We start from the raw sequence: 12938 nt of genomic DNA on the forward strand, positions 1-12938 counted from the left end.
GTATAGATTTTTTCTACTTCTGTGATATTATAAGCCTGTGATGATAAAATAAGTGGATATGGATAAGTCAGCGTATGAAATCATAGAGCATGAGTATGATGTGGTGATAGTAGGTGCAGGTGGAGCAGGGCTTAGAGCAACACTTGGAATGGCTGCAACTAATTTTTCAGTTGCCTGCATTTCTAAAATTTTCCCTACACGAAGTCATACAGTTGCAGCGCAAGGAGGAATTAGTGCAGCTTTGAGTAATATTGCTGAAGATGACTGGCGCTGGCATGCATATGATACAATAAAAGGTTCAGACTGGCTTGGCGATCAAGATGCAATAGAGTATATGTGTAAAAATGCTGCCAAAGCTGTGATTGAACTTGAAAATTTTGGTGTACCCTTTTCTCGTACGGAAGATGGAAAAATATATCAGCGTGCCTTTGGTGGAATGACAACTCACTTTGGTAAAGGAAAATCGGCTCAGCGTACTTGTGCAGCAGCAGATAAAACTGGGCATGCAATTCTTCATACTCTATATCAGCAATGTCTTAAATTTAACGCTGAATTTTTTGTCGAATATTTTGTAATCGATTTGATTATGGACAAAGGGACATGCTGTGGGGTGATAGCTTGGTCGCTGTGTGATGGTACGTTGCATAGATTTCGTGCACATTCTGTGGTAATAGCAACAGGTGGTTATGGACGTGTTTATTTTTCTGCAACAAGTGCACACACCTGCACAGGTGATGGTAATGGCATGGTGGTGAGAGCTGGGTTGCCACTTGAAGATATGGAATTTGTGCAATTTCATCCAACAGGAATATATGGCTCAGGGTGCTTGATGACGGAAGGATGCCGCGGTGAAGGTGGGTACCTCGTTAATTCTCAGGGTGAGAAGTTTATGGAACGTTATGCGCCAAAGGCAAAAGATTTGGCTTCTCGTGATGTAGTAAGTCGAGCAATGACAATTGAAATTAGAGAGGGAAGGGGAGTTGGGCCAAAGAAAGATCACATGTACTTGAATATAGCTCATCTTGATCCGGAAGTAATAAAGCTCAGATTGCCAGGTATTAGTGAAACAGCAAAGACCTTTGCAGGAGTTGATGTTACTAAAGATCCGATACCTGTTATTCCAACTGTTCACTATAACATGGGAGGTATTCCAACCAACTATCATGGGGAAGTGATCACGTTGCAAAAAGGTAAAGAAGAAGTGGTAGAAGGATTATTTGCAATAGGAGAGGCAGCATGTGTTTCTGTACATGGTGCAAATCGACTAGGTTCCAACTCGCTTCTTGATCTTGTGGTTTTTGGTAGAGCTGCCGCGCTTAGGGCAAAAGAAAAATTGAAACCTGATACACCACATAAAAAATTGCATTCAGACTGCACAGACTTGATAGTAGATAGATTTAATAAAATGCGATTTGCTTCTGGAGAGTTCAAAGTAGCAAAAATACGAAGTGAAATGCAGCACACTATGCAGAAATATGCATCGGTATTCCGTGTTGCTGAAGTTTTAGAGGAAGGTAAAAAAGCTATAAAAGAAGTAGCAAAAATGATGCCTAACATTGCAGTTGAAGATCGCAGTATGATATGGAATAGTGATTTGGTTGAAGCGCTGGAGCTTGCCAATATGATTCCACAAGCAGTTATTACCATGGAATGCGCAGCTAATCGCGAGGAAAGCAGGGGTGCTCATGCTCGTGAAGATTTCCCTGAACGTGATGATAAAAACTGGATGAAGCATACTATAGCATGGCTTAAAGAAGAGAAAAGCCAAGTTAGTGTAGAAATTGACTATAAAAAAGTTGCTGAAAAAACTCTGAGCGATGAGATTGATTTCATCGCCCCGGAAAAGAGAATTTATTAGTCAACCCATCTGGTTTATTTATAAATTGACGTAGTATTGATACATAGCTCATTTGAGTAGCTGGGCTTTCTGTATGCTCCGATTGATTTGACGATCTTTGTACTTCTTGCTCTGCTGAGTTGTTAGCTAAATTTTGTTGTTCAGTAATATTTTCAGGTTGTTTTGCAGCTAGGTGATCATCTTTACGGCTTTGCTTATCGTTGGTTAATTCCTTAACAGACTTCCTAATGTCGCTAAGTCCCAAAGTGAATATCAGACACACCACTCCTGTTATAGCTATGATGGGTAACGCTGCTCCAATTGCAATTTGTCCTTGGAAGCAAGAAAGTGTTACCATTGTAATAATAGTAGTTGCTACTGTGATTGCTAACAATACACTAGCTCTCCTGCCCGGATCAATGCATTTCCATGCAGCTTTTAGGCCATCTCCTGTTTTGTGTAGAATATGCTGACATTTTTTTGAAAAAGTTCTAACATTATATTTTTTTTCAAGTTTTTTCCTTAGTTCTTTAGCTTTTACCTTTCCTTCTTGTGGAGTTTTTGAGTAATTTTCTAAATTACGTAAAGTGCAATAATATTTTTCAGTATGAAATTCTCGATCTTTTAGTTTCAGAGAACGGGAATCAGCACCTATTTCTAGCAGCTTTGCACAAAACTTTGTTGTATTGTCGTACTTTTTCCCTAGATCAAAAATTGTTTTCATTTGCGAAAGGTGGTTGCCTTTTTCTGCTTTTTTTGTTAATGATACTTGTAGCGGTGTTCTTCCTTCTTCGTTAATGGCCTTTATGGCCTTACCTAACTGATCTTCAGATATTTCTTTTTCTTTTACTAAACTGGAAATCAACTCCAAGCATGCAACCTTTTGTTCTCCTTTTAGCGAAGCAATATAGTGCAAAGCATTATTACCCTCTTTGTCTTGAGCAGTAATGTCTGCACTATTTTGGAGAAATAACTCTAAGGCTTTATATCTATTTGTTTTTTCAAATTTTTTATCTGTACATGATCGATCCTCATTTTTTTCTTTTATATGCTGGAATAAATAATAAAGAGGTGTTTGTTTTGCTGTATTTTCAGCATTTATAGCTTTTTTAAACTGTGCTTTAAGATACTCTTTTTCTTCCTCCTTACTTACATTTAATATTATATTTGAAAATTCAAACTTTCGTTTTTGCTTTAATTCTAAAACTATTAGATGTAAAGCATTATTACCATCTGTATCTTTCAGGCTAATATCTGCTCCTTTTTGCAATAACTCCTTAAAGGATTTCTCATCTTTATTTTTAATTGCTAAATGTAATTGATAATTATCATTACTATCTGGAGTATTTATGGTATGGGCTATAACTTCTTCAACTTTTGTTTTTATTTCTGGTTTTCGCTCAGCCAATTTCTCTAAAAATTTAAGATAGTATTCATTTTGCTTTTTAGATAATTTTTCTAAATCCTCTGTAGGTAAGCTTAGCTTGGCTCCATACTTTAACAATTTTGCAAGAAACTTAAGTGTATTATCGCTACTTCTAACTGTATTAGACTCATGTTTCCCTTTTATTATCTTGTTAATTAGTGCTACCTGAAAAGGAGTCTTTCCTTCTTGATTTTCACTATCAACAAGTTGTACTAAATTTTTCTCGTTAGCTATTTTTATCAAGGTATCTAGAAACTTAAGCTTTTGTTTCTTTTTGAGCGATGCAATAAGGTGTAAAATATTATTTCCTTTTTCATCTGTTATGCCACTGACATTTGTGCAATCTTTTAGGTATTTTCTAAATTTCCTGTTGTTTCCATTTTGGATTGCATTTAGTAATTGAACGTCATTATCAGAATCCGATATTCCGTTTATTCCATCTTCAAAATCGCTATCAGAATCTGATATTCCGTTTATTTCATCTTCAAAATCGCTACCGTAGCCACTGTCTTGTTCGCTGTGCCTACTAAAACAACTTTTAGTGACTTCAGAAATTACTTGTTTTTTTGTTTCATTTGATATTCTTTTCGATCGTTCTATTACTTCACCTAGCACTGGAAGGAAACATTGGACATAATATCTGTGATATTTTTCCTGTTCTCTAAGCGATTCTTCTAATTTAGTTAATACTTCAGGACTAGCGCCTTCCTTAAATAACCTTTTACATTCCTTGAGTGTTCCATCTCGACTTCCTGGTTTTTCATGCTGATGTTTTTCTTTTTTTACCTTTCTCTCTATAATATTATACAATTGCTTGTCTTTTTTATCTTGTTTTTCATTTTTGTTTATATATTTATCTAGTTTGTTTGCATTAGTAACTGATACACTTAGATCTATACTCATATTAAAACCTCAATATTAAAAGCTATTTGGCGTTAACGAATTGTATTAAACTTTTAAATTGAGCTAGATGTTATCGAAATATAGGTGAAAAGGCAGAAAACTAGTTTCTATTAGAAAATCTATTGTCATAGTCAAATCCCCACTTTAGCACTTGTCTACTATTTTAACTATTTTATCTTAAAAAATAATAAATGTGGCTAAACTGTGAAGCATGAGTGCTCTGAAAGAGACAAACCAATGTTTTTATAGATCTTTCAAACTTGATTTTTCTTCTAATTTTTTAAGCATTCCTTTACTTAGTATTGATTTTATCTCTTCTACGCTTTTATCAAGATCATCATTAATTATTACGTAATCATATTTATTACTTTTACTTATCTCTTTTTGCGCTTCGGCTAATCTACGCTCTATTTCAATTTCATCATCACTATTACGCCTTTGTAGACGCAGTCTAAGCTCTTCCATTGAGGGAGGTAGTATAAAAACACTTACAACTTTTTCTCTTAAGATTTCAAACAAATGAAATGCTCCTTGCCAATCTATATTCAGTAAAACACTTATTCCACTGCTCAGGTTTTGTTCTATAAAATCTTTTGGTATACCGTAAAAATTCTCAAAAACTTTGGCATATTCAAGCATTTGACCAGCCTTACATAGTTCGTGAAACTTTTCTTCAGTAACGAAAAAATAGTCTTTTCCGTTTACTTCACCGGGACGAGGTTTGCGTGTAGTCATAGAAACAGACATAACTAAATCAGTTGATTGCTCAAGTAATTTTTCTGATATAGTAGTTTTTCCAGCTCCAGAAGGAGAGGATAGAATCAGTAGTATGCCCTCATTTTTTACGGTCATTTTTCTTTATTTAACAAGTACATTATAGAGCTTTTTTAAGACTTTGTATTTTTTGAATCAAAGTTTAAAAGACTAGAGCCCTCTAAATTAGAATTTGATAAATTGGCATCAATAAGAGAGGAATTATCAAAGACAGTATAACGTAAATCGGCTTTTTCAAGATTTGCCTTATTCAAATTAACGTTTACAAACTTTGCTCTACTTAATATTGAATTAGAAAAATTAGCATTTTCTAAATTCATATCCTTAAACTCAAAGTAAGAATAATTTACATCAAATTTTTTGCCCTGCGATATTTTCTCTTGCAGATCTTTAATTGAAGTTATGGCATTCTCTAGATTTGTAATTTTTGTCTGTCCTTGATTGTCAATCAAAATTGAATTATCAAATTTGCAATCTGTTAAATGAATATCAGCAATTGAACTTTTATATATGCTTGAAGAGAGGAAAGAGACATCACTCACTGTTGAATTACTCAAATTGCTAAGAAAAAAACTAGTCTTTCTAAAGGCATTATCATAAAACACGGAGGATTTGAAATCACTTTCAATAAAGTTTGAATTAGTGACTTTTGAATTAGACCAGCTCGAATTATCAGCTAATAATTTGAAGAATATTGAATTTTCTATCTCACTCGAATCCATATTATGGTGGGAAAGAGTACTATTATAAATTTGAGAGTCTTTAATTTTTGTCTTATACATTGAAGTTGTGGAAAGATCTGAATCTTCTATTTTTGCAGAGGTAAACAATGAATGGTCAAAGAACGAACCATTCATGTCAGAATTCACAACTTTAGTATTATGAAACTTTCCGTGACAAATGTTAGCATCATAGGCGTTAACTTTATACAATTCACTAAAACTAAAATCAATATTAGATAAGTCAGCATCCTGAAGGTCTGCTTCGAAAACATATGCATGTTTTATCTTGGAACCATTTAGTATAGATTTAATGAAGTTTGAATTATCCCCTTTCACATAGGAAATTTGTGAATTGCTTAAATTGGCTTTTTCGAAATTACTGTTGACTATAATGGAAGAATTAAAATAGGCGTTTGAAAGATTGCTACCTGTAAAATCCGATTTTTTTATTTCTGCACCATATATGTTAGCATTTTTTAATGAAGAAAATTGTACCTTGAGCTTATGTGCATCCACTCCAAAGAAACTTGCGTTGTCGAAATTATTTTTCTGCATAACAGTGTCGTTTATTTCACTATCACTAAAATTGATGTAGCTGGCACTTGAGTTTGATAAATTGGAGAAATTCATTTTTACGTTCAAAAACTTGGTATGCAAACCCATTATATTACGCATACTTACTTTGTTGAGATTAGAATTGATAAAATCAGCATAACTGATATTAGACTGATCAAATATGATATCTGTTAAATTTGTAGAAGCAAATTTTGAAAAACTTAAATTTGTGCCTTTTATTTTAACGCCATGTAAATTAGCATTGGAAAAATTGGCACCACGTAAATCAACATCGATAAAAGACACATCTGATAAATCGGTGTTAGAAAAATCGGCACCAATTAAACTTACTCCATCAAAAATAGATTTGCTTAAATACAATTGACTAAAATTAGCACCATTTAAATTAGGACCAAAACCTTTCTTAAAATCTTGTGGTATGCTGGCTTTATTACACTGTACTAAAAATTTAGCAAAATCTTTTGTATTGTAAGATACGTATTTTACATCATGCAGAGCGCTTAAAAAATCATTGATTGCATCATCTCCATAGCATAAATGACCAACTAAAATTAATATCAAAAGTCTAATTATCTTTTGCATCACACGTGTTTTCTTTTGTTTTTATAGCAAAGTTATACATCTCTGAGTTTTCTTGATTGTTTATTTCTTTATCCTCTAAAAGGTATGGCATCATTTCGGCAATTGCGTTTATTATGTTGATCTGATTCCTTTCGATTGCTATTTCAATAGGGGACTTAAAATTATTATCAACTACTCTAGGATCAGCACCTTGTAATAAGAGAAAGCGAACTGTGTCTATTTCACCTTGTTTCACTGCATAAATTAGAGGAGTATCACCCAATTTATTTCTAAATCTTAGTATTTCTTGAATTGTTAATCCAATTTTTTCTAGCTTATTTATTACTCCTCTTAGACAAATTAAGTTGCCCTTCTTGATGCAGTAAAAAAATTGCTTACTGTAATCATCAGTAAATATAGTTTTAGGAAGGTGCTCATTTAGGCTATCATATTGTCTTTTATATATAGACTTGCTTTTATGTTTTTTTATTTCTTTGTTTAGCTTTGTCCATTTTTCGCTTTCTTCATTTTCTTTTTTCACAGGTGTTATATTGTCAGGCTGTTCTTCTTTCTTTTTCTCTGTTAATTGGCTTGTTGAAAGTTCGGTGTCTTTTTTGCTAATCTCCTCTTCAGGCTGTAGGTTTGTTTGATTATTGTGACTGATTTTCTTCTCTTCAGGTTCTTCTTTTTTTTCTTCTGATAAAGGACTTGTTAGAGCTTTGGTATCTTTTATATTAGTCTCCTCTTCAGACTGTAGGTTTGTTTGATTACTTGAAGGTACTTCTTCATTGATTACATTTGTTGGGTCTGTGATTTCTTTGAGTTCGCTCAGAAGCGGAGAAGTTTTTTCAGCATCAGTGTTGCTTTTCGATACGTCTTCTTGATTTATACTGCTTTCATTTTTATTTTCTTCAGGCTGTTCTGCAGCAAGCAGGTTAGATATAACAATTAATAGTATGAAGAATGCTTTATATTTCATAAACATTGCAAATATAGGCTTAATTAAAATGATACTATAATCAAATGATTAATCTACAGTAAAAAGTGCTTTAGTTATTGTACAAGTATGATTATGTAAAAATTTATTTTTCTCTTTTATCTAGGTTTTATTTGAAATTGTCATTCGAGTAGCTGACATACAACTGTACGGACATTAAAGAAATCAGTATACAGCTGTATGAACATTGTGGTAATTTGCGTACTAAACAATGTCATCTAAGTAGCTGACACTGGGATCCATTTTCCATCATCATTAGAAACGTTATATTTTAGCATAACTTTTAACTCACAAATTTAACTGGATGCCAGTGCTGGCTACTTTTATGACATCTATCATTTTATGTTTATAGTATTTTTTGCAAATAAACGTTCGTAGTTGTAAATTAAATGCAAAAAAATACTTGACACATTTGGTAAGTTGATTATTATCAGTAAGAATGAGGGTATTTTAGAGCTCGAAATCCACCTTATTCAAGTCTGCAGACCTTTCAATTAATTTTTCAATAAAAAATATAGCACAGTCTACCTCAGTGCGTACACGTACGCTTAATTTCTGTCATAAGGTGTGTTATATTTTTCTAAATCTTTTCTTTATAGGAGGGTCATTATGTCTAAAATTCCTTAAACATTAATTTTTAACTTAAACATTTATTAAATAGTGCAGTACTGCCTTACGCGTTGCTAATCCAAACTTTACTTGCTGTAAAATAACACAATCTGCTATATCATTGCTAATTTCGATACCTCTGTTTATTGGTCCTGGGTGCATAACAATTGCATCTGGTTTTGCGTGCGATAGTTTTTGTGAATCAAGTCCATACAAATGAAAATATTCTTTTTCTGAAGAATTATTATTCATGCGCTCTTTCTGCAATCTTAAAAGCATAATGACGTCAGCATCCTTTATACCTTCGATTAATGAATAGTGAAGTGAATCTACTTCAGGAAGATGCTTGCAAATCAAAGCTGGTGGTGCAACTAAGCTTATTTTTGCTCCAAACATTTTTAGCAATCTTATATTTGATCTTGCAACTCTACTGTGCAAAATATCTCCACATATCACAATTTTGAGGTTTTTTATTTGCTTTTTATGACTGATAATTACGAGATAATCTGCAAGAGCTTGAGTTGGGTGTTCACTGCTTCCATCGCCTGCGTTGATTAGCGAGCAGTTGACATGCTTTGCCAATGTATTAATAATACCACTACTTTTATGCCTGATTATCATATAGTCAGGATTCATTGCATTTAATGTTTTTATCATATCTTTTAGATCTTCCCCTTTGTTAATAGAAGAAGATTTTATTGGTAAAGTTATAACATTTGCTCCAAGGCTCTTTGCTGCTATTTCAAAAGATGCGAGCGTACGTGTTGAATCTTCAAAGAATAGGTTTATGACTATTTTATTTTTCAGAACATGACTATTTTCAACTTTTTCTTCAAGGTATTGGTTGGCTAATTTAGTTATATTTTCTACATCACCGATTGTGAGGTCTGAGATATTTAATAAATTCCTTCTCTTGTCCATAGCTCCTTTTTTGAGCTTATTCTACTTTCTTAATTTCAATTACACAACTGTAAAGTAAAGTAGAAGGAAGCTATAAAATTTTATTTCCACTTACATTCATCTGCTATCATAACAGCCTCAAAGAGATGCTTCTCAAGCTCACTTATAGGCAGAGTACTTTGTAGGTAATTTCCCCAAGATTTTAACACATCAGAAGTTTCAATACCTTCAACAATAGGATATTCTTGATTTTTTTTAGCATATAGCTCTTGAGCCTGTTTGCTTACAAAAAACTCCAATAAAGCTATGGCATTTTCTCTGTGTTTTGCGTTTTTTGTTACTGCTGCACCACTAATATTCACCATTACACCATCACTCGGAAAGAAAGCTCCTAACTTTTCTGTGATATTCTTTTTATTTTCTGATGAAAGGATTCTTGCAAAGTAGTAGCTATTTACTATTGCAACATTGCCTTCACCAGCGGCTACAGCATAAATTTGATCTGTGTCACCACCGCTTGGTTTTCTTGCCATGTTGCTTACAATTCCACTCACCCATTCTTTTGTTTTTTCAAAACCATTTTTTGCAATCATAAAAGCGATCAATGATCGGTTATATGGACTTGTGGAAGAGCGTACTAATATTTTCCCTTTCCATTTTTCATTCGCTAAATCTTCATAGGTACTTAATTCCTTAGGATCTACTGATTCTTTATTGTAAACCAATATTCTAGCTCTTTTTGTGAGACCAAACCAATAATCTTCATTATCTCTAAATTTTGCAGGTATGGCATTTTTTAGAGTCTCTGAATCCACTTGAGATAAGAGCCCTCTTTTTTTGGCTAAAATCAAATTCACTGCATCTGCAGTTAAAAACAAATCAGCTTCACCACCATTTTCCATGCGTGAAAGCAATTGGGAATAATCGTCAATGATATAACGTACCTTGATGCCAGTGGTTTTTGTAAAATCATCAAACAAACTATGTACTAATTCTTCTTTACGTGATGAATAAACGTTTACTACTTGTGAATCATCAATTCCGCTATTTTTATATAAAAAATTAACGACTATCAATAAAGCCGCTACTAAAGATATAAATATTAAACCTTTTTTCATAAACAAACCCCTTCCTTGTCATCATCTCAAGCTATCAAAATAGCAAGGTCTTAGCAAGTGTAAAAATTCCAATCAATGGACATTGTAGGAGATTTATTTCATTCACCTATACTATAGATAGCATCCTTATAATTGTGAGATTGAACTACAACCTGCTCAAGCGTTAAACTGCTGCGTTTAGCATCTTTACTATGATTTTCTCCAAGAACATTTGTTCTTTCTCGTTTTATTTCCTCAATGAATTTCCCATTAACATTTTTAGGATCAATCGTTTCTTCAGAATATACAAGATTAGTGCAATTTGTTTTTCTATAGTAATGCACGCCAAGATATACAGCTAGTAATACAAATATACCTAAGCCTATAAGTGGTAATAATCTTATATTATTGGTCAAAGGGTTTTGGTAAAATTTTTGTATATTATTAACACCACCTTCTGCATAAAGCAATAAAGGGAGCGCTATATTTGCAGCAACTACACCAGTTAATAATGCAGTAAATAGTGGCCTATTATTAATTACGGACTCTATTTTATTAGTTTTACTGATTACTTTTTCATCAATATTGACGAAGCCTTTTTTAGATTCCCAAGCATTAAATACAAAATTTGAATGAGTGCCATTGCTATATTCCAGTCTTACAGACTTTATAACTTTACCTTCTGGCTGGTCCATCAAAACATTATCTAAAACTTCATCTGCATTTTTTACTTGAGTTTGATATTCTTTGGTATTTACAAACTGTTTTATTCCAAGCAGCATTGGGCTAATTGCAAACAATGAAGCAACTGCAATAATCGGTACGATGGTATATAGCGGACTGTTTGTAAAGAACGCAATAAATTTTGCTTTATCTTGTAAATATACTAAAGCTGTAGATGTGCCAAGCACGATAGCGGCCGCACCAAAAATTACAACGCCTTTCTGCTGCATGGCATACTGCGCTTTGGGCCAGAATCTGTTTTTTTGCGGTTTAAGTTTACTATTTGTAGACAAAGAATTTTCAGAGCCGTCTGTCTTATATGACGGCGGAAGACTTGAAGGTGTATCGCTATGCTGACTGAGATTTTCAAAAGTTTTGTTTTCACTTTCATTCCTATTACAAGGTTCATTAAATTCCGTTTCTTGAGAAGGTGATCTGCTTAGAGTTGGATGTTGACTATCTGTTTGATTATCAGGACTCTTTTTGGGAGTTTTTTTACTTATATCTATTGATGCATAAAGAGGTTCTGAACTGTTCACATTCGATCCTTCTTGCCTTTCTTCATCAGAACTTGATTCGCTAGCCGAATTTGTTTGTAACGCTGTGTTTCTAGGTGCTGGTGTTGGTGGAGTTGCTGCACTATTTTCACTCACCGTTGTATGAGAAACCAGTGTGACGTTATCTTTATTTCCTGATCCAGGCATATTCGCTCCAAAATTAATTACAATGTTATGTTGATTACGCTATAGTTATTAAGATATAGTGAATACTAATTTAAGAATAAATATTAGTATAAGAACTGCTGATCAAAGATCCTTTCATTCAAAGGGCAATCTTTGTCAAAAAGTAGAGTGACTGTATTTTCGTGATCTTTCTGTATTTTTACCTGCGATATGTCGTGAAATTCCTTGTAATCTGATACTACAAGTGCTGGACGATTTTTCACATCATTGATATCAATTTGCACTATTGTATCATTTGAGATTAGCGCTCCATTCCAACGCCTTGGGTAGTAGCTATTAATGGAAGTCAGTGCAAGTAAATTTGAATTAAGTGGTAAGATTGGCCCACCGGCAGAGAAGTTATATGCAGTGCTACCTGTTGGGGTAGACAATATAATTCCATCTCCTCTGAATTTTTCTACTTTTAGCTTATCATTAATGGTAATATTCATCTCCACTATTTGATTTGCATTTCTAAAGACATACACTTCATTTACTGCGATGTAATGGTGTTTTTTGCCACTTATGTCTGTGGCTTCCATTTTTAGTAAAGTTAGCTGAGTAGGAACTGCATGTTCTATATGATCAATTAGATCTTCAAAGCATTTATTCATCAAAAATCCGACGTTACCGGTATTTATTCCATACACATGTATATCTTTATTTCCTATGACGTAGTTGTGTAGGGTGCGTAGCATAAAACCATCGCCACCAACAACTATCAGCAGATCAACTTCATGCTTACCTGCTTCTGCTATATTGATAAAATTGAGTTTCTGTAGTAGTTTAGATACTTCCTGAGACTTGGGTAGCGAAGAAGCAATATAGCCTACATTTTTATATTTATACATGTTAAATAAAGAGGGGAGGAACTAAAAAAGACTCCCGTATTTATCATTAAACTTAGCTATTTTACTATCCTTCTCCCCTGAACCGCTTGTCAAACTTCCAGTCCATGCAGGATGAGTAAGAGGATCTCTATCAAGCTTTATTCTTTGACCTTCTTTTCCATAAGTGGAATAAGTTTCAAACTCTTGACCATCTGTCATAACTATAGTAACTTTGTGATAATCGATTTCTGCCATTGTTCT

The 12938-nt window shown here is 33.5% G+C and carries 10 protein-coding genes; 1 reads left to right on the forward strand and 9 read right to left on the reverse strand.

Going from position 1 to position 12938, the window contains the following annotated elements; all coding sequences use genetic code 11:
* Positions 1-58 precede the first annotated feature (58 nt).
* Entirely contained in the window at positions 59-1858 is a 1800-nt protein-coding gene (gene sdhA, locus OPR42_RS06020; protein WP_010406910.1) for a succinate dehydrogenase flavoprotein subunit, read from the forward strand.
* Here sdhA and OPR42_RS06025 read toward each other — a convergent pair.
* The 9 genes from OPR42_RS06025 to rpmE all read right to left on the reverse strand — a co-directional run bounded on the left by OPR42_RS06025 (position 1830) and on the right by rpmE (position 12932).
* Positions 1830-4166, reverse strand: coding sequence for an ankyrin repeat domain-containing protein (locus tag OPR42_RS06025; RefSeq protein WP_265042120.1), 2337 nt, complete (start codon positions 4164-4166; stop codon positions 1830-1832). The two genes, sdhA and OPR42_RS06025, sit on opposite strands and share 29 nt — an antisense overlap.
* A 243-nt stretch (positions 4167-4409) precedes the next feature.
* Entirely contained in the window at positions 4410-5018 is a 609-nt protein-coding gene (gene gmk / locus OPR42_RS06030; RefSeq protein WP_010406904.1) for a guanylate kinase, read from the reverse strand.
* 35 nt (positions 5019-5053) lie between these two features.
* Positions 5054-6820: a pentapeptide repeat-containing protein gene (locus OPR42_RS06035; RefSeq protein ID WP_265042121.1), complete on the reverse strand. Its 1767-nt coding sequence runs from the start codon at positions 6818-6820 to the stop codon at positions 5054-5056.
* Positions 6804-7778, reverse strand: a complete 975-nt coding sequence (locus tag OPR42_RS06040) for an ankyrin repeat domain-containing protein (protein WP_264378021.1) — start codon at positions 7776-7778, stop codon at positions 6804-6806. Before OPR42_RS06040 ends, OPR42_RS06035 begins: the two co-directional genes overlap by 17 nt.
* Before the next feature lie 660 nt (positions 7779-8438).
* Positions 8439-9326, reverse strand: coding sequence for an aspartate carbamoyltransferase catalytic subunit (locus OPR42_RS06045; RefSeq protein WP_265042122.1), 888 nt, complete (start codon positions 9324-9326; stop codon positions 8439-8441).
* Between the two features lie 80 nt (positions 9327-9406).
* Positions 9407-10423, reverse strand: coding sequence for a Fe(3+) ABC transporter substrate-binding protein (locus OPR42_RS06050; RefSeq protein WP_007302093.1), 1017 nt, complete (start codon positions 10421-10423; stop codon positions 9407-9409).
* 98 nt (positions 10424-10521) lie between these two features.
* Positions 10522-11829 carry a hypothetical protein gene (locus OPR42_RS06055; RefSeq protein ID WP_265042123.1) on the reverse strand — a complete coding sequence of 436 codons (1308 nt, stop codon included), beginning with the start codon at positions 11827-11829 and terminating at the stop codon, positions 10522-10524.
* 83 nt (positions 11830-11912) lie between these two features.
* On the reverse strand, positions 11913-12698 hold the full coding sequence (locus OPR42_RS06060; RefSeq protein ID WP_010402806.1) for an NAD kinase: 786 nt from the start codon (positions 12696-12698) through the stop codon (positions 11913-11915).
* 21 nt (positions 12699-12719) lie between these two features.
* The gene (rpmE, locus tag OPR42_RS06065) at positions 12720-12932 is read right to left on the reverse strand and encodes a 50S ribosomal protein L31 (protein ID WP_006013575.1); all 213 of its coding nucleotides are present in this window, start codon (positions 12930-12932) and stop codon (positions 12720-12722) included.
* Positions 12933-12938: the final 6 nt, after the last annotated feature.

This window comes from Wolbachia endosymbiont (group B) of Melanostoma mellinum, assembly GCF_947251465.1.
Taxonomy (GTDB): Bacteria; Pseudomonadota; Alphaproteobacteria; order Rickettsiales; family Anaplasmataceae; genus Wolbachia.

Excerpts from the sequence above, each read along its gene's own strand:
- rpmE (WP_006013575.1), bottom strand. The coding sequence starts at position 12,932 with ATGGCAGAAATCGATTATCACAAAGTTACTATAGTTATGACAGATGGT.
- sdhA (WP_010406910.1), top strand. The coding sequence starts at position 59 with ATGGATAAGTCAGCGTATGAAATCATAGAGCATGAGTATGATGTGGTG.
- OPR42_RS06055 (WP_265042123.1), bottom strand. The coding sequence starts at position 11,829 with ATGCCTGGATCAGGAAATAAAGATAACGTCACACTGGTTTCTCATACA.
- OPR42_RS06035 (WP_265042121.1), bottom strand. The coding sequence starts at position 6,820 with ATGCAAAAGATAATTAGACTTTTGATATTAATTTTAGTTGGTCATTTA.
- OPR42_RS06045 (WP_265042122.1), bottom strand. The coding sequence starts at position 9,326 with ATGGACAAGAGAAGGAATTTATTAAATATCTCAGACCTCACAATCGGT.
- gmk (WP_010406904.1), bottom strand. The coding sequence starts at position 5,018 with ATGACCGTAAAAAATGAGGGCATACTACTGATTCTATCCTCTCCTTCT.
- OPR42_RS06060 (WP_010402806.1), bottom strand. The coding sequence starts at position 12,698 with ATGTATAAATATAAAAATGTAGGCTATATTGCTTCTTCGCTACCCAAG.
- OPR42_RS06050 (WP_007302093.1), bottom strand. The coding sequence starts at position 10,423 with ATGAAAAAAGGTTTAATATTTATATCTTTAGTAGCGGCTTTATTGATA.
- OPR42_RS06040 (WP_264378021.1), bottom strand. The coding sequence starts at position 7,778 with ATGAAATATAAAGCATTCTTCATACTATTAATTGTTATATCTAACCTG.
- OPR42_RS06025 (WP_265042120.1), bottom strand. The coding sequence starts at position 4,166 with ATGAGTATAGATCTAAGTGTATCAGTTACTAATGCAAACAAACTAGAT.